Source organism: Novosphingobium sp. NDB2Meth1, assembly GCF_900117425.1.
Lineage (GTDB): Bacteria > Pseudomonadota > Alphaproteobacteria > Sphingomonadales > Sphingomonadaceae > Novosphingobium.
Genome location: NZ_FPEH01000019.1, coordinates 1 through 21,222, shown reverse-complemented (window position 1 = coordinate 21,222; position 21,222 = coordinate 1). Strand labels below are relative to the sequence as shown.

The window sequence follows — 21,222 nt, the reverse complement described above, 5'->3', positions numbered from 1 at the left end:
CGTGATCGGGCCCCGCCCCGCCTTCATGCGGCCTGGTAGACCGGCGAGGTGTGCACCACCGGTTCCATGCGGAACAGCCGCGCGGCGCTGAGCCCGAGGATGTCATTGCGCACCGTTTCGGGCACATCGAGGTTCTCGAAAAGCTGTTCCTGGATCGGGCGGCTGATCGGGAAAGTACCCTCGGCATGCGGGTAGTCCGAACCCCACATCACGTTCTTCGCGCCGGGAAGGCCGGCAGCGGCGGCAGTGATGCACGCGCGGTCATGCTGGAAGCTCGCCCAGACCTGATCGTCGATGATCTGGCTGCAGCGGCGCGAGAGCTTGGGGAAGACGAACTTGGCGTGCGCTTCCTCGACCTCGTCCATGCGCTCCGCCAGCGCGACCAGCCAGCTGGCGCCGCTCTCGATGAAGGCGACCTTGGCGCCCGGATTGCGATCGAGCACGCCGCCGGCGACGAGGTACATGACGCTCTGCTCGGCATCCATCATCTGGTTGGTGTAGTTGATGATCCCCGCGCCCGGGCCGCGCTCGATGACCACGGATTCAAGACCGGTGCCCGTGTGCATGACGAAGACGATGCCAAGTGCCGCACCCTTGGCGAACACCACGTCCCACTTCTCGTCATTGTATTTCGGGAGGTTTGGCAGGGTCACCGCAGGCAGCATCGCAGCGGTGAAGCCCTTGGACGCGAGGTATTCCAGTTCGGCCACCGTGTTCGAGAAATCGAGCACCGGCAGCATCCCGCAGCGCACGAAGCGTTCGGGGTGGCCGCCCAGAAACTCATTGTTCCAATCGTTGTAGAGCCGCGCCGATGCGGCTTCCGCCTCGGCGCTGTCGAGCGCGTAGAGCCAGAGGCCCAGGCTCGGGAAGCAGATTTCGGCGTCGATGCCTTCCAGCTCCATGTCTTCCAGCCGGCCGGGGATCTCGCGGATACCCTTGCGCTCGTTGTCGCCGAGCGCCTTTTCTCGGTGCTGGCCCACGCGCAGGCGGTAGATGATCTTGTCCTCGGTGCCGGTGATCAGGAAGTCCCCTTCCTTGCGGCTGTGGATGGCGTGGCGCTTCAGATTGGCGGGCAGGCCATCGAGAAAGATCGAAGGCGGCTCCATGATGTGGCTGTCGGCGCTGAAAACGAAAGGCTTCACGTGCTTTCTCCCGATTCGATTATGAGAAAGAAGTACCTAGTTATACAAGTCAGCGCAAGAGTTTTGCTGGACTGAGGATGTGGATTCTATAAAGAGATATCTTGAATGGAGGTGACATGCTGCAGACAGGACAAGCCGAGACGCTCGTGGTGCGCACCGCGCGCGAGCTTGCCGAATTGAGCCTGGCGCGCGAAGACGGCGCGTTCATCGGCTCGGAGGACGAACTCCTGCTCCGGCTCAGGATCAGCAGGCCAACCCTGCGACAAGCCGCCAAGATTGCCGAGAACGACAGGCTCATCAGCGTGCGGCGCGGAATCCGCGGCGGCTTCTATGCCAGCCGGCCCGATGCAGAAGATGCTATCCGGACCCTTGCACGCTATTTGCGGCTCAAGGGAGCGACCTTGCTCGATATCATCGCGGTCAGCCGTCTGGTCGCCGAAGAAGCCGCAGGCCTTGCCTGCCAGTGTGAAGATGCGGACCTGCGCGAAAAGCTCGTCCAGTTCGCCCTTACGATCGACGAAGCGGATACCCCGAGCGCAATTATCGTCGCCGAAGCACGAGTGGCCCGTCTGCTCGCGCGGATGAGCGGCAATCCGGCGATCGAGCTGGTCATGGCGATCGGCTATTCGTTCGGTATGGAAGAGCAGGGCACCACTCTCTACCAGACCGCGGAACAACGCGACGTGGCCCGCAAGCTGCAGCACGGCCTGTGCCAGGCGATCCTCGACCGGGATGGCGACGTGGCCCGCTTGATGATGCGCCGCCGTTCGGCCGCGCTGGCGGACTGGCTCGAAGCGACCGACCAGCAGGCATAACCGGTCGATTCTGCGCGGCTGAGCAGAACACTGGACAACCAGTTCGACCTGTCATATCCCACTTAGTTATATAACTTGGAATCGAGCGAGAGGACGAAGCATGCCTTGGGCAAACCAGGACAAGACGGCGATCGTCGGGGTTGGCGCGACGGACTATTACGTCCGCGGCAAGAGCTGGCCCCGCACGATCAATGACATGGCAGGAGAGGCGATCCTCAAGGCCTGTGCCGACGCCGGCATTTCGATCAAGGACATCGACGGCTTCGCCTACTATTCGACCGCAGGTGCGGGCTATCTCGACAAGTTCGATACGGCGAGCCTGATGGAAACGCTGGGCATGCCCAACATCTCGTTCTCGGCCACGCTGACGAGCGGCGGCGGCGGCTGCCCTGGTGCAATCGGGCTCGCGACCGCAGGCCTGATGAACGAGGATTGCAAGTACGTCGTCACCTTGATGGCGCTGCAGCAATTGCCGCAGCACCGGCTCGGCGTGGTGTTCGGCGCGGCGGCTCCCAGCCCGGAGAACAGCTTCCTCCAGCCTTCTGGGCTGGTCGGCCCGGGCCACTTGATGAGCGTGCTCGCGCGGCGGCACATGCATCTTTACGGCACGACGCAGGACGCTTTTGGCGAGATCGTGATGGCCACCCGCGCCAACACCCACAACCGCCCCAAGGCGGTACGCAAGGCGCCGCTCACCAAGGAGGAGTACGATGCCTCGGTGATGCTGGCCGATCCGCTGCGCCGGCTCGATTTCTGTCTTGAAACCGATGGCGCGGTGGCGGTGATCACCACCACGATGGACCGCGCAAAGGATTGCCGCCACAAGCCGGCGGTGGTCCATGCCTGCGCGCATGGCGGGCAGCGCGAATGGGGCCGGGCCTTTGCGTGGATGGGCATGCCCGATCCGCACTTCGCCAGCTCCGGCCACAAGTTCACCGCTGACCGCATCTGGGCGCAGTCCGGCCTCTCGGCCAAGGACATGGATGTCGCTCTGATCTACGATCACTTCAGCCCGATGGTGCTGATGCAGCTGGAGGACTACGGCTTCTGCGAGAAGGGCGAGGGCAACGACTACGTTCTTGCCGGCAAGATCCGCTATGATGCGGCAACGCAGGGCGGCGTGAACGGCGGCGTGCCAGTCAACACCCACGGCGGCAATCTCAACGAAGCCTATATCATCGGCATGACCCATATCGTCGAAGGGGTCGAGCAAGTGCGCGGCACCGCGATCAACCAGGTCAAGGATGCCGAGTTTGCGCTTGTTTCGGGCGGCCCGGCTTCGCTTCCCGTCTCCAGCCTGATCCTGAGGAGCGCCTGAGCATGAGCGAGCCCATTCTCTATGGTCCGGCAAAGCTGTTGCCGGGCGACCAGATCCGCATCTCAACCAACCCCAACACCGAACCCTTCTGGGAAGCGGCCAAGGCACACAAGCTCACCGCATGTCAGTGCGCCAAATGCGGCCATTTCCGCATGCCGCCATCGCCCTACTGCCCCGAATGCTCGAGCCAGGAAGTCAACTGGCCGGCGCTGCCGGGCACAGGCACCGTGTTCAGCTATGTCGTGTGCAATAAGAACCCTGCCAATGGCGAAGACTACATCTACGTCCCAGTGGTCGTCGATCTCGATGGGGCACCGGGCGCGCGGCTCAACGCCAATGTCACCGGCTGCAATGCCGAGGACGTGCACATCGGCATGAAAGTCTCCGTTGAATGGACTTCAATCCAGGACGGCTGGGTTCTGCCCAACTTCCGCAAGGCCTGACCCCGTGCTGGGCGCGCTGCGGATCGTCGAGATCGGGGAAGGGCAGGCGGTCCAGGTCGCCGGACTGATGCTGTCGGCGCTTGGCGCAGAGGTGCTCAAGATCGAACGGCCGGGCGGCGATCCGGCGCGAGGGCAAGCGCGGTTCGCAAACTGGAACCGGGGCAAGCGCAGCCTTGTCCTCGATCTGGCAAGGCCGGAGGGGCTGGCGGGACTCCATGAGCGACTGGCAGGCGCCGACGTGCTGCTCCATCAGTTCACGCCAGCGCGCGCCAAGGCGCTCGGGCTCGACGATGCGGCGCTCGCGGCGCGCTATCCGCGGCTCGTTACCTGCGGGATCACTGGCAGTCCGTTCAACCATCCCGACGTTGAACGCTCGGATGATGAACTTCTCGTCCAGGCGCGCTTCGGCATGCTCTACGAAAACGACGGCTACCGGGCCGGGCCGATCGTGTGGCGCTACAACGCCGGCTCGTGGTCTGCGGCGCATCTGGCGGCGGCGGGCATTCTGGCGAGGCTGATTGTTCGGCTCCAATCTGGCCAAGGCGGCGCGGCGCATACTTCGCTGTTCCAGGGTCTGATGGCCGTTATCCCGCTGATCTGGGCGCGCAATTCCAAGGGTCCGATGCCCAACAACAAGCCCTATCCATTGGGGCCAAGGCCGATCGGGCAGCAGCTCTACGAATGCGAGGGCGGCGACTGGTTGCAGATCATGGATCCCACGCGCCAGTTCGATTACGCGTCGATGCCGACGATGTGGGAGGTCCTGGCCGAAGGGGCCGATCTCGAAACCGAAGCCGGCAAGATCAACGCGTTCAAGCGCCGCCCGCTGGAAAGCTGGCTCGCGGATCTGCGTGCGGCCGACATCGCGGCGGAACCGGCCTATCCGCTTGGCGGCATGCTCAGCCATCCCGAAGTCGAGGCCAACGGCTATGTCGTTGCCATCGACGATCCCGATCTCGGCCCGACGATCCAGCCCAACGTGCCGTTCCATACTGATGCCGACCTGCCGCCGGTCCGTCCGGCGCCGCGACTTGGTGAGGGCGGCGAGGTGGACTGGGCGCCGCCGCCTGCTGCGGTCGGTACCAATGGCCAGCCCGCCGAAGTGCTGGCGGGTGTCCGTGTCGTCGATTTCGGCATGTTCCTCGCAGGGCCGATGGGCCCTTCGATGATGGGCGATATGGGCGCCGACGTGATCAAAGTGGAAGCGCTGACCGGCGACCGCATCCGCTTCATGCACCGCTACTATCAGGCCGCTTCGCGCTCGAAGCGCTCGATTGCGCTCGATCTTACGCATCCCGAAGCCAAGCCCATTCTCGCGCGCCTGCTGCAATGGGCCGAAGCGGCCCACCACAACATGCGCTTCAAGGGGGCAGCCAAACTCGGCCTCTCCGACGAGGGGATCCGCGAGCACAACCCGGACATCGCCTTCAACTACGTCAGCGCCTATGGTCAGAAGGGCACTCGCGGCAATTGGCCCGGGTACGATTCGATCTTCAACGCGATTGCCGGCTGGGAATTCGAGAACGCAGGCGCAGGCAACAAGCCGATGTTCAACCGTCCGGGCACGATGGACGTGAGTTCGGCACAGAGCGCGCTCGTCGAGCTCATGGCCTCGATTTATGCCAAGCGCGAAGGCCAGCGCGGCTACTCAACCCAGACCTCGCTGCTTGGCATTTCGGCGATGACGCAGGGGGAGACCCTGCTGTTTCCCGATGGCTCGCTTGCCGAAACCTATCATCTCAACAGCGAACAGACCGGCTATTCGCCCTATCACCGCATCTTCCAGTGTGCCGATGGCAACTGGATCGCGGTGGCCGCGCTGACCGAGGCGCGCCGCGCCGCGCTGCGTTCGGTACTGGGTGATGCGGAGTCCGGCTTCGCGGCTGCTGCTGGCGCGCAGTCTTCAGCCGAACTTGTCACAGCGCTGGAAACAGCGGGCGTGCCCTGCGATCACGTGACCTTCGAGGATGCCGAAAACCGCTTCTTCGACAATCCGCTGCACCGCGAACTCAACCTGATCTCGGTGCTCGAACAGCCAGTCTACGGCACAGTCGAGCAGCCCGGCGCGTTCTGGTGCTTTGGCGATATTCCGGTGGTGTTCCGCCACGCGGCGCCCGCCATCGGCCAGCATACCGATGAAATCATGGGCGAGTTGGGCTTCTCCCCTGACGAGATCGCCGCCTACCGCGAGAAGAAGGTGATCGGCTGAGAGCACATCTCAGCCGTTCCGTTCCCGCTTGGGCGGCAGCCATGTCCGCACCGGTTCGAACTCCGGCATCCTGAGGCTGCGGCGCAGCCAGTTCGCACCGTCGAGCACAAAGGCATGGCCCGAGCAGAACGCGGCATAGTCTGAACAGAGATAGGCCGCAGCCCAGCCCAGCTCGTGCGTCTGGCCGACCCGGAGTGCGGGCTGGCGGCGATCGAGATCGCTCCGGTCCTTATCCGCAAAGCGCAAATGCTCCGCCCGGTCCTCGTGCGGGAACAGCCCCGGGACGAGGCAATTGACACGGATATCGTAGGGCGCCCATTCGACCGCGAGCGTCTGGGTGAGGTTGGTCACCGCCGCCTTGGCCGCAGCCGAGGGCGAAGTGCCTGGCCCCCCCGTCCAGCTGTAGGTCGCGCCGATGTTGAGGATCGCGCCGCCGATGCCGTCAGCAATCCGGCGGCGGGCGAATTCGGTTGAACAGATCCATGTGCCGTCGAGCACGATGCCCGTCACCGCGCGCCAGGCGTTGAGGCTGAAGTCCTCCGAAGCGCCGGCGAGGTTCCCGGCGGCGTTGTTGACGAGTTGGGTGACCGGGCCGAACGCTGCCTCGACTTCGTCGAAGCAGCCCTTGACCGCTTCGGGATCGCGCACGTCGAGCATGACGCCGAGCGCCCGGCCGCCAGCTTCCTCAACCGCAGCAACGCCGCGCGCCCGCTTGTCGGGATCGCGGCTGGCAATCGCGACGGCGCCGCCGAGCCGGCCAAACTCGCTGGCGATCGCCTTGCCAAGGCCCGAACCGCCGCCGGTGACGATGGCGACTTCACCAGCAAAGCTACCCTCGGGCAGCATGCGGGTGCCGCGCGGCGGTGCGGCGCGAAGGCCCCTGAAATTGTCGGCGGCATAATCGGTCATCTCACTTCCCCTTGTAGGCGGGCGTGCGCTTCTCGCGGAGCGCGGTGCGGGCTTCCTGATAGTCTTCCGTCTTGAACAGTGCGGTCTGCGCCAGCAGTTCCTGCGCAATGCCGCTGCGGACCGCGCCGGCGTGGATCTGGTCGATCATCGTTTTTGCCATGGCGAGCGCGATGGGCGGCTTGGCTGCGATCTTGCGGGCAAGATCGAGCGCGCGGGCTTCAAGCTCTTCGGGCGCGACGACGAAATCCACCGCGCCCCATGCCAGCGCGGTCTCGGCGTTGATCCTGTCACCGGTCATCACCATGTACTTTGTGCGGCTGGGGCCGATCAGCGTGGTCATGAGCTGGGTGCCGCCGGTATCGGGCAGGATGCCGTAGTGAATTTCAGGCAGCGCCATCTTGAGCGTGGTGTCGGCTATGCGGATATCGCAGGATAGCGCAGTTTCGCAGCCTCCGCCGAGTGCCGCGCCCTTGAGCGCCGCGATGAAGGGTTTGGGGCTGTCCATCACCGCCAGCCGCTTTTGCTGGTGGCGCAGCACGAAGTGGTAGTCGCTTTCATCGCGTGCACGGTGCCCCAGCATGCTGGTGTCGCGGCCGGAACAAAACGACTTGCCCGCCCCCTGCAGCAGCACCGCGCGCACGCCGTCATCGTCCAGCGCACGGTCGAGCAGGTCTTTGTAGAGATGCGCTGCCTCATCATCGAGCGCGTTGTGGACTTCGGGCCGGTTGAGCGTGATCACGCCGACGCCGTCGATAACTTCGTAGAGAACCTTGTCGCTCATGCGGCGTCTCCCAGCAGGATGTCGCGCCTGGCAGGCGCAATGAAGGTGAGGAGGTGTGCCCGCTTGAGGCACAAGTGCGGATAGGCTTCGTCGGTCATGCCGATGCCGCCATGGACCTGGATGTTGGCCCGTCCGTTTTCGAGCGCGGCCTGATCCGCCAGCAGTTTGGCGCTGGCGATATGGAACGCAGCGTCATCGGCGCCCGCATCAAGCGCGCAGGCCGCGTAGTACAGCTGCGAGCGGGCTACCGCGCAGCGCACCGCCATGTCCGCGCAGATATGCTTGATCGCCTGAAACCAGCCGATGGGCCGCTCGAATTGTTCGCGCACTTTGGCATAGGCAGCGGCCATGTCGCGGGCGGCATCGGCGCAGCCCAAGGCAAAGGCGGCGGCGAGCAGCTGGAGATGCAGCGCGGCGCGCGGATCGGCGATGGCTTCGAAAGGCGGGGCAGGATCGAGACGAGCGAGCGATGCTGTCGGGTCGAGCGACGGCCCCCCGTCAAGATCGCGCGGCAGCTCGGTAGTCGCGGCGAGGTGGCCTGCCAGCCCCAGTGCCTGAACCGCACCATGCGGATCGAACACACGCAGCATGCCCCCTTCGAGCGAGCCATCCAGCAGCGCCAGCGCCGCTTTGCCCGCATGAGGCGACCAACGCGCCGCGACTGCGCTGGGTACGAGGCCGACGGGGGCCAGATGGCGCCCCAGTTCGGCAAAGACCACAGCCTCTGTGGCATGATCAAGCCCCATGTCCGGGGCTGTCATCGCGGTCCAGCCCATGGCTTCGAGTTCCTGCCAAAGGGCGATTGGACGCTGGCGCGCCTGCTCCAGCGGCATATTATCGGCGCACCAGTCTGCGGTGGCGGTGATGAGGGCTTCCTGCTCGGCGCTCGGGGTCAGGTCCATGGGGTTTACCTCGATTTCGGCAGGCCAAGCAGCCGCTCGCCGATGATGTCGCGCTGGATTTGCGAAGACCCGCCGGCGATCGTGGCGGCAAACCCGCGCAAGTATTCGGCCACCAGCGAGTCCTCGCCGTAGCGGAAATCGAGGATGCCTTCGCCCGCAAGCAGCAGCGCCATGCGCTCCAGCCGCTGGCCAAGTTCGGCGGTGAACAGACGGATCACCGAGGCTTCCGGGCCGGGCTGGCCGGTGCGGACGACTTCGGAAATGTTGCGATAGGTCATCGCTCTCAGCGCTGCCACTTCGGCGCGCATCTGTGCCAGATCGCCCGCAATCCGGTCATCCTTGATGGCCCCGGTCTGGCGGGCGCGCGCCAGCAGGTCCTCCAGTTCCTGCGCCTGCTTGACCTGATCGGCGATGAAGCCCGTGCCGCGCTCGAAGCTCAGAGTGGACATCGCGACTTTCCACCCCTGGCCCAGCCCGCCGACGACATTCTCGAGCGGAATGCGGACATCGTCGTAGAAGACCTGTGCGAACTCGATCTGGCCCGACATCTTGCGGATCGGCCTCACCTCTGCGCCCGGCGTGTGCATGTCGCAGATCACCCATGAAAGCCCGGCATGGCGGTGCGAGCCTTCCTCCGTGCGCACCACAAGTTCCTGCCAGTCCGCGACGTGGGCAAAGCTGGTCCAGATCTTGGTGCCGTTCACCACCAGTTCGTCGCCCTCGATCCGGGCGCGGGTGCGGATTCCGGCGAGGTCCGATCCTGCGCCAGGTTCCGAGAAGCCCTGGCACCAGATCGCCTCGCCGCTCAGGATGCGCGGCAGGTGGAGAGCCTTCTGCGCCTCGCTGCCATTGAGGATCAGTGTGGGGCCGCCGTGGTTTATGCCGACGAAATTGGCGCCGATCCATGGAGCGCGAGCGCGGGCGTATTCCTCCAGCCAGATCACTTGCTGCACGATGGAAAGCCCGCGACCCCCGTATTCGCGCGGCCAGTTGATCCCGGCCCAGCCTGCGTCGAACAAGCGGCGCTGCCAGGCCTTGTCGAAATCAATCGCGTCCGCGGCGTGGAGAGGGCGCGGCTCGCTCGGGACATTGACGTGCAGCCAGTCGCGGCATTCGGCGCGGAAGTGCTGCTCTTCGGGTGAGAACGCGATGTCCATCGGATCAGGTCTCCGGGATTGACGCGCACGCCGCGCGTGGCTCACCCTTGCGCGCAGGTACACGCGTAGGGAGCGGGACATGGGAATGGCGGCGAGCCGGATGCCGGACGGGCGCGAGGCGGAGTGGCGCAGGCTGGGCTTGTGGCAGGATTTGTCGCTGGCCGACGCGATGGCGCGCACTGCAGCAGAGCGTCCGCACGCGCCGCTGCACTTTTTCGGTGCGGCGGGCGAGCAAGTCACGACGCTCGGCGCGGTCCATGCCGAGGGACGGCGGCTGGCCGGATCGTTCCACGCACTGGGGCTGCGGCCGGGCGATACGATCGCCGTGCAATTGCCCAATTGCATGGAAAATGCCGTGCTGTTTCAGGCCGCCGCGCTGCTCGGCTGCACGTTGCTGCCGATCGTCCATATCTACGGCCCGCACGAACTGGCGCACATTCTGGCCGATAGCGGTGCCAAGGCGCTGATCGTGCCCGATCGCTGGAAGGCTATCGACTATCTCGACCGGCTCGCGCGGCTCCCCGATCTGCCGGCCTTGCTGCACCGGATCGTGATCGGCGAGACGGTACCGCACGGGATGATCGCGCTGGACGACTTGCCGGCGGGTGATCTGCCGCCTTGTGCGGTCGATCCCGATGCACTGGCGCTGCTGCTCTACACTTCGGGCACCACGGCTGCGCCCAAAGGCGTACGCCACACCTCGCGCAGTCTGTTGGCCGAGCTTGCCGCGCAGCGCGGCGATACGCCCGCCGATGATTGCGGCCTTTCGCCCTGGCCGTCCGGGCATATCGCCGGCACGCTCGGCGTCATGGCCCACGCCCTGCTCGGCCGCCCGATGGTGATCCTCGAAGCCTGGGATCCGGGCCTTGCCGCAGAATTGGTAGACCGCTTCAAGGTGCGCCAGATGTCGGGCACGCCGTTCCACCTTTCGGGCATGATGGAGGCCGCCGCGCGGGACGGGCGCGATCTTACCAGTTTTACCCAGTTCCTGATTGGGGCAACCACGGTGCCGCCAGCGCTCGTCGCGGCGAGCGAGGCAATCGGAATCCGCTGCTGCCGCTGCTACGGATCGACCGAAATGCCGACGGTTTCGCAGTGCGCGCCGGATGATCCGCTGGACAAGCGGCTCAGCACCGATGGCCGGCCCAACCCCGGGGTCGAAGTCCGCATTGTCGATGATGGCGGTGCCGACTTGCCGACCGGTGCGGAAGGCGAAGTGGCGGTACGCGGCGCCGAACGCTTTGCGGGCTACACCGATCTTGCGCTCGACGCGTTCAGCTTCCTTCCCGGCGGCTGGTTCCTCACCGGCGATATCGGCCGGCTCGATGCCGAAGGCTATCTTGCGATCACCGACCGCAAGAAGGACATCATCATCCGCGGCGGGGAGAACATTTCCAGCCGCGAGGTGGAAGAACTGCTGCTGCAGGTGCCCGGCGTTCGCGAGGCGGCGGCGATCGGAGCCCCAGATCCGCGGCTGGGCGAGCGGATCTGCGCAGTGCTTCTGCTGGAGGACGGCGGTCCGGTGCCGACGCTCGAAACAATCGGCAAGGTGTTCAGCGAGCTTGGCGTCGCTCGGCAGAAAGCGCCCGAGGTTCTGGTGGTCCTCGACGCTCTCCCGCGGACGCCGACAGGCAAGGTGCAGAAGGCCGAGCTGCGGCGTGCCCTGGCCGCAGGCGGCCAGATCGCGGCGCGTTGAGCGCGGCTTGCGGCATGCTCGCACAGCCAGGTTTTTCACCCTCACCACCCGTTTCGCGCGCTTCCCGAAAGGACGGAGCGCCCCCTCAATGAATCACGCTTGATATGTATTACCTAGTTATATAACTGAAAGAACCTTCTGGGATAGGGATGCCGCAAATGTCAATCCTCTATGACGAGGGCCAGCAGGCCATCGCCACCGAATCACGACGGGTCCTCGATGCCCGCACCAGCAAGCAGCGATTGCTCGCGCTGCTCGAACAGACCGGCACATTTGACCAGCTGTTCTGGGATACGGCAGTGGAGCAGGGCTGGACGGCGCTGGCCATTCCCGAGGCGCATGGCGGATTGGGTCTGGGCCTGGTCGAACTGGGCCTTGTTGCGCAGGCCACTGGCGCGGCTACGGCCGGTGCACCGTTCCTGACACCCGGCTACGGGATTGCGCTAGCGATCATGGGAAGCGGCAACGCGGACATTCAGGCGCAGTGGTTGCCGCGGCTTGCGGCTGGCGAAATCCTCGGCGCGGTGGCGCTGGCGGAAGGCACCGCGCCTTTGCCCACTCGCCCGGCGGTGCGCTATGCCGGCGGCGCGCTGAACGGCACCAAGCACGCGGTGCCGGGCGGCCTCAAGGCCGATATCGCGCTAGTATGGGCCGAAGCCGATGGTGCGCCCGCACTGGTTCTGGCCGAACTGGCGGACGCTGCCCGCACTCCGGTCGAAAGCTTCGACAACACCCGGCTCTACGCCGATCTCACATTTGCGGGCACCCCGGCGACCGTGCTTGCGGCGGGGGGTGCCGCCAAGGCGCTGGCGCTTGAAATCCTTGCGCGCATGGCCATCGTCACCGCGCATGAGCAGGTCGGCGGCGCCGAGGCGCTGATGCTGACCGCGCGCGATTATGCGCTTACCCGCCGCGCGTTCGGCCAGCCGATCGGCGCGTTCCAGTCGGTCAAGCACCGCATTGCCGAGCTCTACGGGCTTGTCGAGATTGCCCGGGCGAACTGCATCCATGCCGCCGGCCTTGCCGATGGCGGGCAGGCCGATCTCACCGCACTGATGATTGCGGCCGCCGATGCGCGGCTCGCGGCGACCGAAACCTATGACACCTGCGCGCGCGATTGCGTTCAGGTGCACGGCGGGATCGGCGTGACCTGGGAGGCGGGCATCCACCTCCATATGCGCCGTACGCGCAGTCTGGCGATCGAGTTGGGCAACATGCTCTTTTGGGAAGATCTGCTGGTTGAAAACCTGACGGGAGTGGCAGCATGAGCGAGTTCGATGCATTCCGCCTGCGGGCGCACGACTGGCTTGCCTCGGTCGCCGGAACGTTCGGCAAGGCTGCGCGCAAGGGGCTTTCGGAGGCCGAGGATCTGGCGCTTGGGCGCCGCTATCTTGCAGCACGTTTCGATGCGGGGTTCGCCGGGATCAACTGGCCCAAGGAGATCGGCGGACAAGGCCTCAGCCATATCGAGAAGGTCATCTTCGATACCGAGGAAATGTCGTTCGGCATGCCCACCGGCTATTTCGGGATTTCGCTCGGCATGCCCGTGCCGATCCTGATCCGCTTTGGCGAGGACAAGGCGTGGGTCAAGGAACGGGTGATCGCCGCGCTGCGCGGTGAGGAAATCTGGTGCCAGCTGTTTTCCGAACCCGCTGGCGGCTCGGACCTTGCCGGTCTGCGCACCCGCGCCGAACCCGATGGAAACGGCTGGAAGCTCAACGGGCAGAAGCTCTGGACAAGCTGGGCGCAGTACAGTGACTACGGCGTGATCGTCGCGCGCACCGACCCGACGCAGCCCAAGCACAAGGGCCTGACCTATTTCTGGGTCGACATGCGCGCCAAGGGAGTCGAGGTGCGCCCGATCAAGCTCGCGGGGGGCGACAGCCACGTCAACGAGGTGTTCTTCGATGACGTGCGGCTGGACGATTCGCAGCGCATGAGCCCGATCGGCGGCGGTTTCGGCGTGGCGATGACCACCCTGATGATCGAGCGCTATGTCGCGACCGACAGCGGCGGATTCGGCCCGCCCCTCGATCTGTTCGTCGATCTGGTCAAAGGCCTCGAGATCAACGAGAGGCCCGCGCTCAAGGATGGTCGGGTCCGTTCGGCGATTGCCCGCAACCATGCGATGCGCGCCGGGCTCGAATCGATCACCGCGCGGGCCATGCAGATGCTGCAGGCAGGCATGGAGCCCGGACCCGAAGGCTCGCTCAACAAGCTGGTCTCAGTGCGCAGCCGGCAGAAGCTTTCGGAGCTGGCAATCGATCTCCAAGGCAACCTTGGCTTTGCGTTCGACGAGCACGCGCCGGTCAAGGACAACTGGTCCACAAGCTGGATCAATGCGCCGACGGGCCGCATTGCCGGCGGTGCGGACGAAATGCTGCTCAACACCATTGCCGAGAAGATTCTCGGCCTGCCGCAGGATCACCGGCCCGACAAGGGCGTGCCGTTCAACCAGATCCCTGCGTGATGCCGGCCATGGATGACGCGCTGATCATCGATGCCGTCCGCACCCCGCGCGGCGGTGGCAAGTGGGGCAAGGGTTCGCTTTCGCACCTCCACCCCCAGCACCTTGGCGCGGCGGTGCTGAAGGCCATCCAGGAACGCAACGCGCTCGATACCCGAGAGGTCAATGACGTGATCTTCTCGACTTCGGCCCAGCGCGGCAGGCAGGCCGGCGATATCGGCCGCATGAGCGCGCTCTATGCCGGCTACGATCCGGTGGTTTCCGGCATGACACTCGACCGCTTCTGCGGCGGCGGGATCACGTCGGTTGCGCTGGCGACGGCGCAGATCCGCAGCGGGATGGAAGAAGTGGTGATCGCCGGCGGTGTCGAGATGATGTCCTACCGCGATCACCTCACCGCGCTTGAGGTAGCAGGCGGTGTACCCCGGCTGGGGCGCGACATGGGCAATCCGGGGCTGCAGGCGATGCATCCCCAGTCCAATCAGGGCGTCTGCGCCGATGCCATTGCTGCGATGGAAGGGATCACGCGCGAGGCGGTCGATGCGCTCGGGCTGGAAAGCCAGCGCCGCGCCGATGCGGCCATCCGCGCCGGACGCTTCGATCGCAGCCTGGTCCCGGTGCTGAACGAGGATGGTTCGGTTGCGCTGGCCCAGGACGAATACCCGCGCCCGCAGACGACCGCCGAGGCGCTCGCCAGCTTGCGTCCCGCTTTTCTCGCCGTGGCCGATGCGCCGATCGGAGAGGGCGACGAAACCTATCGGCAGGCGATCCAGCGCAAGTATCCCGGCCTCGAATGGGAAGCGATCCACCACGCGGGCAACAGCTCAGGGGTGGTCGACGGCGCAGCAGCGCTGCTGCTCGCCTCGCCCGATGCGGCACGGCGCAATGGCTGGACGCCGCGAGCCCGGGTTGTGGCGACGGTCAACAAGGGCGATTGCCCGACGCTGATGCTCAATGCGCCGGTGCCGGCCGCCCGCGCGGTACTCGCCAAGGCTGGCCTCACGGCAGACGATATCGATGTCTGGGAAATCAACGAGGCGTTTGCCGTCGTTGCAGAGAAATTCATGCGCGACCTCGCGCTCGACCGCAGCAAGGTCAACATCAACGGCGGCTCGATTGCGCTCGGTCATCCGATTGGCGCGACCGGGTCGATGCTTATCGGCACTGCGCTCGACGAGCTTGAGCGCAGCGGCGGCCGCTATGCGCTGATCACCATGTGTGCGGCCGGCGGCATGGCCCCGGCGATCATCATCGAACGTATCTGACAGGAGCTTTCAGCCATGGCATTCAAGACCCGGATCACCGAACTGCTCGAAATCGAACACCCGATCGTCCAGGGCGGGATGATGAATGTGGGCTTTGCCGAAATGGCGAGCGCGGTTTCCAACGCGGGCGGCCTCGGCATTATCACCGCGCTCTCGCAGCCGAGCCCGGAAGCACTGCGCAACGAGATCGAGCGCACCCGCAGCATGACCTCCAAGCCCTTCGGCGTGAACATGACCGTTTTCCCCACGATCAACTCGCCCGATTACAAGGCCTATGCGCAGGCGATCATCGATGGCGGGATCAAGATCGTCGAGACCGCGGGTACCCCGGCGGTGCGCGAGATCTGGGAGCAGTTGAAGCCCCACGGGATCAAGATCCTCCATAAGTGCACCGCTGTGCGCCACGCGGTCTCCGCCGAGAAGGCCGGGGTGGACGTCATCTCCATCGACGGGTTCGAATGTGCGGGCCATCCGGGCGAGGATGACATTCCGGGACTTATCCTGATCCCGGCTGCGGCTGACAAGGTGAAGATCCCCATGCTGGCCTCGGGCGGGTTCGGCGATGGCCGTGGTCTCGCAGCAGCGTTGTCGCTTGGGGCGGACGGCATCAACATGGGCACCCGGTTCTGCGCGACTAAGGAAGCGCCGATCCACGACAATGTGAAGCAGGCCTATGTCGACAACGACGAGCGTGGCAGCTTCCTGATCTTTCGCAGCTTCAAGAATACAGCGCGGGTCGGCAAGAGCCCGGTCTCGGAGGAAGTCGTGCGGCGCCTCGCCAAGCCCGATGCGAAGTTCGAGGACGTGCGCGAACTCGTTGCAGGCACTGCGGGTAAGGAACTGCTGGAGACGGGCGATCTTTCGAAGGGTGTGTTCTGGGCCGGGATGGTGCAGGGCCTGATCCACGATATCCCGACTTGCGAGGAACTCATCAGCCGCATCATTGCCGATGCCGAAGCTATCGTCCGCGGCCGCATGGCCGGCATGCTCGTCTGAAGAGAGGCTGATAGAATGACCGACAGCGGCGCCACCAGCCAGTCCGTGGGCACAACCCAAGTCGTGGGCAACCTCGGTGTGCTCACCATCGATTACCCGCCGGTCAACGCGCTCAGCGTTCATACGCGCATCGCGCTCGACAGCGGGTTCCGCCAGTTCGCAGCGGACCCGCAGGTCAAGGCGATCGTGCTGATCTGCGCGGGGCGGACATTCATTGCGGGCGCGGACATCTCCGAATTCGGCAAGGCGCTGGAGGGCCCAAACCTGCAGGACGTGTTCGACAGCATCGAGGGCGGGACCAAGCCGGTGATCGCCGCGATCCACGGCACGGCTCTGGGCGGCGGGTATGAACTCGCGCTCATCTGTCACCACCGGATCGCGGTGCCTTCGGCCAAGGTCGGCCTACCAGAAGTTGCACTGGGGCTACTGCCAGGGGCAGGGGGCACGCAGCGCTTGCCGCGCATCGTGGGCGTTCCTGCGGCACTTGATCTCATCACTGGCGGTGCACCGGTCCCTGCGCCCAAGGCGCTCGAACTCGGCATGATCGATGCGCTCGCCGATGAAGGGAAGTTGCGCGAAGACGCGATCGCGTTTGCCGGGCGGATCGTCAGCGAAGGCGGCCCGCTGCTGCGCGTGCGTGACCGGCAGGACAAGGTCGAGCCCTATCGCGGCAAGTCCGAGATCTACGCCGAGTACCTCAAGAAGAATGCGCGCGCCTTCCGCGGGTTCAAGGCGCCGTTCAATATCGTCAAGGCCATCGAGGCCGCAGCCGAACTACCCTTCGAGCAGGGTATGGAGCGCGAGCGCGAACTGTTCGGCGAGCTGATTGCGAGCACCGAAAGCGCGGCGCAGCGCTACTATTTCTTCGCCGAGCGCGAAGGGGCGAAAGTGCCCGATCTGCCCCGCGACGTGCAGGCGCTGCCGATCAGATCGGTCGGCGTGATCGGCGCCGGCACGATGGGTGGCGGCATCACGATGAACTTCCTTAACGCCGGCCTACCGGTCACGCTGGTCGAGATGAACCAGGCTGCGCTTGATCGCGGGCTGGGCGTCATCCGCCGCAACTACGAGGCGAGCGCCGCCAAGGGCCGGATGACCAGCGAGCGGGTCGAGCAGCGCATGGCGCTGATCACCCCGGCGCTCGGGCTTGAGGCGCTGGCTACGGCAGACCTCGTAATCGAAGCAGTCTTCGAGGAAATAGGGGTCAAGCAAGACATCTTCGCGAAGCTTGACGGCATTGCGAAGCCGGGCGCGATCCTTGCTTCGAACACCTCGTTTCTCGACCTTGATGCGATTGCCGCTGCAACGACCCGTCCGGAAAGCGTCATCGGGCTGCACTTCTTCTCGCCGGCCAATGTCATGCGGCTGCTGGAGATCGTACGCGGTGCCAAGACGGCGGATGCGGTGCTGGCGACGGCGCTGAAATTGGCCAAGACCATCGCCAAGGTGCCGGTGGTCAGCCGCGTGGGGCATGGCTTCATTGCCAACCGGGTCATGAGCCCGCGCAGCCAGCAGGCCATGGAACTCGTGCTGCAGGGCCCGACCCCGCAGGACATCGACCGCGCGCTCTACGATTACGGCTTTGCCATGGGGCCCTTTGCGATGGCCGATCTGGTCGGGCTCGATGTCATCGGGCGCGGTTCCAACGAACGCACCTTGAGCGGCGATCTGGTCAAGCTGGGCCGGCTCGGACAAAAGCAGGGCGGCGGCTTCTATGACTATGACGAAAAGCGCCAGCCGAGCCCGAGCCCGGTCGCCGCGCAAGTGATTGCCGATTTCGCCGCCGCGCGCGGGGTTGCAAACACGGGCCCGGTCAGCGCCGAGGCCATCGTCGCGCGGCTGCTCTATCCGGTCGTCAACGAAGGCGCGAAAGTGCTGGAAGAGGGCATCGCGATCCGCGCGAGCGACATCGATGTGGCCTGCATCCTGGGCTACAACTGGCCGGTCTATACCGGCGGGCCGATGTTCTGGGCCGATACCGTGGGGCTTACCAGGGTCGTCGACGGTCTTCGCGCGATGGGCATCGAGCCGGCCGCGCTGCTGGTCGAAAAGGCGGCTTCCGGCGGCAGTTTTACCCGCAACTGATCTCAAAAATTGATCCGTGAACGACAGGACGATCTCGTGATCGTCCTGTCGTTCGATGCTGCGCGTCTGCCTGCGCGTGCTGCTGAACGCGGGCGTCTGGCCCCTCGAAATAGCCTCAGTACCTCGGTTGACCTATATTACTACGTTATATATGTAGAGTCCGATTCAGCCCAACTGGCAGTGCCAGAGCAAGAGAGGACACACCCATCATGAGCGCGGCCTACATCATCGACGCGGTGCGCACGCCGCGCGGAATCGGCAAAGTGGGCAAGGGCGCGCTGGCCCATCTCCACCCGCAAGTGCTGGGCGCGGCAGTCCTTGAGGCACTGGCCAACCGGAACGGGCTCGATACCGCTGCCGTCGATGACGTGATCTGGTCCACGGCGGTGCAGAAGGGCCGGCAGGCGGGCAATCTCGGCCGCTTGTCCGCCCTGCTTGCCGGCTATGACGTCAAGGCCAGCGGGATGACGCTCGACCGCGCATGCGGCGGTGCGATCACCTCGGTGGCGCTTGCGGCAGGCCAAATCGGCTCTGGCTATGAAGATTGCGTCATCGCAGGCGGAACCGACATGATGAGCCTGCACACCACGGTGTTTCAGGAAGAAGCGGCGGCGGGGCTAGCGCTCGGTGCCGGCGCCGGCAATCCCGATCTGGTCGCGCGCCACCCGCTCAGCCACCAGGGTGTCTGCGCGGATGCGATTGCGGCGATGGAAGGGATCACGCGCGCCGATGTCGATGCGCTTGGCCTGGAAAGCCAGCGCCGCGCTAAGGTGGCGATGGACGAGGGGCGCTTCGATCGCAGCGTCGTCCCCGTCCGCAATCCCGACGGCAGTGTCGCGCTGGCCATCGACGAGTTCCCGCGGCCTGAAACAACCGCCGAAGGATTGGCCCAGCTCAGACCCAGCTTCGACGGCGTGGCCGACATGCCAGCTGACCGCGATGGCACCACCTTTCGCGCGATGATCCAGCGCAAGTACCCGCACCTCCAGTGGACAGGCATCCACCATGCCGGCAACAGCTCTGGCGTGGTTGACGGTTCGGCTGCCGTTCTGCTCGCTTCTGAGGCTTTCGTCGAAAAGCAGGGCTGGAAGCCGCGTGGCCGCATCGTGACCGCGGTCAATGTCGGCGATTGCCCGACCTTGATGCTCAACGCGCCCGTTCCGGCCGCACGCAAGGCTCTGGCTCGTGCAGGATTGACGGTCGACGATATCGACGTCTGGGAAATCAACGAAGCCTTTGCTGTCGTTGCCGAAAAGTTCATGCGCGACATGAAGATGGACCGCGCAAAGGTCAATGCCAACGGCGGCGCCATTGCGCTTGGCCATCCCATCGGCGCGACCGGCGCCCTGCTGATCGGAACCGCGCTTGACGAACTGGAGCGCACCGGCGGTAAGTACGGCCTGATCACGATGTGCGCTGCGGGCGGTATGGCCCCTGCGATCATCATCGAGCGCCTCTGAACGTCCGCCGACAGGGATCGTAGATGGCATTGGCGAATCTGCAGGGCGCTGACTTCCTCGAAGTCCGCGAGGAAGTGGCCAAGCTGTGCCAGTCCTTCCCCGATCCCTATTGGCGCCAGCTGGACCGCGCGATGGCCTACCCGGCCGAGTTCGTCCGCGCGCTGGGTGAGGCGGGGTACCTCGCCGCGCTGATCCCGGAGGAATACGGCGGCTCGGGCCTGCCACTCTCGGCAGCGGCGGCGATCCTCGAGGAAGTCCAGCGCGCCGGGTGCAACGGCTCGGCCTGCCACGCGCAGATGTACATCATGGGCGCGCTGCTACGCCACGGCAGCGATGCGCAGAAGCGCAAGTACCTGCCCCGGATCGCCAGCGGCGAACTGCGCTTGCAGGCCTTCGGCGTGACCGAACCGACCAGCGGCACCGATACCGGCTCGCTCAGGACAGTCGCCGTGCGCAAGGGCGACAAGTACATTGTCAATGGCCAGAAGATCTGGACCAGCCGCGCCGAGTATTCGGATCTCATGCTGCTGCTAGCCCGCACCACACCCCGCGAGGAATCCACGCGCGGAATCGACGGCCTCTCGATCTTCATTCTCGATATGAATGCGGCGCGCGAAGCCGGAAGCCTCACCATCCGCCCGATCCGCACGATGATGAACCATTCGACCACCGAGGTGTTCTTCGACAACGTCGAAGTACCCGCCGAAAACCTGATCGGCGAAGAGGGCAAGGGTTTCCGCTATATCCTCTCCGGCATGAACGCGGAACGCATCCTGATCGCCGCCGAGTGCATCGGCGATGCCAAGTGGTTCATCGAGCGCACGCGCGACTATGCCAACGAACGGCGCGTGTTTGGACGCCCCATCGGCCAGAACCAAGGCGTGCAGTTCCCGATCGCCAAGGCCTATGCGCAAATGCGCGCCGCTGAACTGATGGTGCACGAGGCGGCCCGCCTGTTCGAGGCTGGCGAACCCTGCGGCGAGCAGGCCAACATGGCGAAGATGCTGGCGGCTGATGCCTCTTGGGCGGCGGCAGAGGCGGCGGTGCAGACCCACGGCGGTTTCGGATTTGCCGAAGAATACGATATCGAGCGCAAGTTCCGCGAGACCCGGCTCTATCAAGTCGCTCCGATCTCGACGAACATGATCCTGAGCTACATCGCCGAGCATGTTCTCGGACTGCCTAGGTCTTACTGAAAGCGTGCGCCCTGCCACATCGTATGCTTGTTGAACGAGCGTCGAGGGGACTACCCGCCATCGCGCGCGGTGCGGAATGGCAGTGCCGGATACCATAACGCCAACTTCCTTGCTGAACGTTTTCCAAACGCGGCGGCGTAAGGCCCACCATCGTGTGGCTTCAGTTCGTCTTGGAACCTGAACCTGTCATCGAAAGGGACCAAGTGAGGGGGTATGCTTGGGGGTATCGCAACGCTTCACGGACATTGACGATAGGTCGTGTCCCACGGGGTGGTGTAGGAACCGTCGATCCGCAGTAGGATCAGGTTCGGGTCAGGCAGCCAGAGCTGGCAGGCTGACAATGGGGTTATGGCTCACCGAGCCGAGGGTTTCCAGCGTCAT

Annotated in this window: 17 protein-coding genes; 12 read left to right on the top strand and 5 right to left on the bottom strand. The window is 65.1% G+C overall.

The genetic code is table 11. The features are described from left to right. Positions 1-23: 23 nt before the first annotated feature. On the bottom strand, positions 24-1,142 hold the full coding sequence (locus NDB2M1_RS14790) for an amidohydrolase family protein (protein ID WP_072383500.1): 1,119 nt from the start codon (positions 1,140-1,142) through the stop codon (positions 24-26). 116 nt (positions 1,143-1,258) lie between these two features. On the opposite strand from NDB2M1_RS14790, the gene NDB2M1_RS14785 reads away from it, so the two are divergent. The 4 genes from NDB2M1_RS14785 to NDB2M1_RS14770 all read left to right on the top strand — a co-directional run bounded on the left by NDB2M1_RS14785 (position 1,259) and on the right by NDB2M1_RS14770 (position 5,927). Further along, entirely contained in the window at positions 1,259-1,957 is a 699-nt protein-coding gene (locus NDB2M1_RS14785) for a FadR/GntR family transcriptional regulator (RefSeq protein WP_072383499.1), read from the top strand. 100 nt (positions 1,958-2,057) lie between these two features. Beyond that, complete coding sequence (locus tag NDB2M1_RS14780) at positions 2,058-3,275, top strand: thiolase C-terminal domain-containing protein (protein ID WP_072383496.1); 1,218 nt, start codon at positions 2,058-2,060, stop codon at positions 3,273-3,275. Positions 3,276-3,277: 2 nt separating this feature from the next. Further along, positions 3,278-3,718, top strand: coding sequence for a Zn-ribbon domain-containing OB-fold protein (locus NDB2M1_RS14775; protein ID WP_143146778.1), 441 nt, complete (start codon positions 3,278-3,280; stop codon positions 3,716-3,718). Positions 3,719-3,722: 4 nt separating this feature from the next. Further along, entirely contained in the window at positions 3,723-5,927 is a 2,205-nt protein-coding gene (locus NDB2M1_RS14770; RefSeq protein WP_072383492.1) for a CoA transferase, read from the top strand. Positions 5,928-5,936: 9 nt separating this feature from the next. Here NDB2M1_RS14770 and NDB2M1_RS14765 read toward each other — a convergent pair whose 3' ends face one another. From NDB2M1_RS14765 to NDB2M1_RS14750, 4 genes are read right to left on the bottom strand one after another with little or no spacing between them, the layout of a single operon-like run. Further along, the gene (locus NDB2M1_RS14765; RefSeq protein WP_072383490.1) at positions 5,937-6,836 is read right to left on the bottom strand and encodes an SDR family oxidoreductase; all 900 of its coding nucleotides are present in this window, start codon (positions 6,834-6,836) and stop codon (positions 5,937-5,939) included. 1 nt (position 6,837) lies between these two features. Beyond that, entirely contained in the window at positions 6,838-7,617 is a 780-nt protein-coding gene (locus NDB2M1_RS14760; RefSeq protein ID WP_072383489.1) for an enoyl-CoA hydratase/isomerase family protein, read from the bottom strand. After that, a complete protein-coding gene (locus tag NDB2M1_RS14755; RefSeq protein ID WP_072383487.1) occupies positions 7,614-8,519 on the bottom strand; it encodes an acyl-CoA dehydrogenase family protein in 906 nt (301 codons plus the stop codon). The genes NDB2M1_RS14760 and NDB2M1_RS14755 overlap by 4 nt, the downstream gene beginning before the upstream one ends. Before the next feature lie 5 nt (positions 8,520-8,524). Further along, positions 8,525-9,676 carry an acyl-CoA dehydrogenase family protein gene (locus NDB2M1_RS14750; protein ID WP_072383484.1) on the bottom strand — a complete coding sequence of 384 codons (1,152 nt, stop codon included), beginning with the start codon at positions 9,674-9,676 and terminating at the stop codon, positions 8,525-8,527. Positions 9,677-9,755: 79 nt separating this feature from the next. Here NDB2M1_RS14750 and NDB2M1_RS14745 point away from each other — a divergent pair, with 79 nt between their 5' ends. The 8 genes from NDB2M1_RS14745 (at position 9,756) to NDB2M1_RS14710 (ending at position 20,841) form a co-directional block, all read left to right on the top strand. Then, positions 9,756-11,372, top strand: a complete 1,617-nt coding sequence (locus NDB2M1_RS14745; RefSeq protein ID WP_216234025.1) for an AMP-binding protein — start codon at positions 9,756-9,758, stop codon at positions 11,370-11,372. Between the two features lie 158 nt (positions 11,373-11,530). Next, on the top strand, positions 11,531-12,640 hold the full coding sequence (locus tag NDB2M1_RS14740; protein WP_072383482.1) for an acyl-CoA dehydrogenase family protein: 1,110 nt from the start codon (positions 11,531-11,533) through the stop codon (positions 12,638-12,640). Then, the gene (locus NDB2M1_RS14735; RefSeq protein ID WP_072383480.1) at positions 12,637-13,842 is read left to right on the top strand and encodes an acyl-CoA dehydrogenase family protein; all 1,206 of its coding nucleotides are present in this window, start codon (positions 12,637-12,639) and stop codon (positions 13,840-13,842) included. The genes NDB2M1_RS14740 and NDB2M1_RS14735 overlap by 4 nt, the downstream gene beginning before the upstream one ends. 8 nt (positions 13,843-13,850) lie before the next feature. Beyond that, positions 13,851-15,104, top strand: coding sequence for an acetyl-CoA C-acetyltransferase (locus tag NDB2M1_RS14730; protein ID WP_072383477.1), 1,254 nt, complete (start codon positions 13,851-13,853; stop codon positions 15,102-15,104). Positions 15,105-15,119: 15 nt separating this feature from the next. Continuing rightward, on the top strand, positions 15,120-16,100 hold the full coding sequence (locus NDB2M1_RS14725) for an NAD(P)H-dependent flavin oxidoreductase (protein WP_072383475.1): 981 nt from the start codon (positions 15,120-15,122) through the stop codon (positions 16,098-16,100). Positions 16,101-16,115: 15 nt separating this feature from the next. After that, positions 16,116-18,185, top strand: coding sequence for a 3-hydroxyacyl-CoA dehydrogenase NAD-binding domain-containing protein (locus NDB2M1_RS14720; RefSeq protein WP_072383473.1), 2,070 nt, complete (start codon positions 16,116-16,118; stop codon positions 18,183-18,185). A gap of 209 nt (positions 18,186-18,394) precedes the next feature. Beyond that, positions 18,395-19,645 (top strand): acetyl-CoA C-acetyltransferase, encoded by a 1,251-nt coding sequence (locus tag NDB2M1_RS14715; RefSeq protein WP_072383471.1) that lies wholly within the window; start codon positions 18,395-18,397, stop codon positions 19,643-19,645. Between the two features lie 23 nt (positions 19,646-19,668). Further along, positions 19,669-20,841 (top strand): acyl-CoA dehydrogenase family protein, encoded by a 1,173-nt coding sequence (locus NDB2M1_RS14710; RefSeq protein WP_072383469.1) that lies wholly within the window; start codon positions 19,669-19,671, stop codon positions 20,839-20,841. Positions 20,842-21,222: the final 381 nt, after the last annotated feature.